Annotated in this window: 1 pseudogene; it reads right to left on the reverse strand. The window is 68.1% G+C overall.

Annotated elements, in window-relative coordinates:
* Nucleotides 1–190, reverse strand: a pseudogene (locus tag MFF64_RS37425) (hypothetical protein); the annotation flags it as partial.
* Between the last annotated feature and the right edge of the window lie 42 nt (nucleotides 191–232).

Genomic DNA, 232 nt, shown 5'->3' on the forward strand with positions numbered 1-232 from the left:
TCTTGGCCTCCTGGCCGACGAAGCGCTGGAAGAGCTCGCCGTTCGCGAGCCTGAGGGCGCGCGACTTGGCGCCGACGGCCAGGAGCGCCAGGGAGAACATCATCCGCTCGGGGACGAACACCTCCTTGTCGATCCCGCCGATCGTGCCGGTGGTCCGGGCGTAGCCCATGTCCTTGTCCGTGAGCGTCACGTGACCGTGCGTGACTTTCCGAGGGGCTTGGTCCCAGCGAGC

This window comes from Methylobacterium frigidaeris, assembly GCF_022179185.1.
GTDB classification, from domain to species: Bacteria; Pseudomonadota; Alphaproteobacteria; order Rhizobiales; family Beijerinckiaceae; genus Methylobacterium; species Methylobacterium frigidaeris.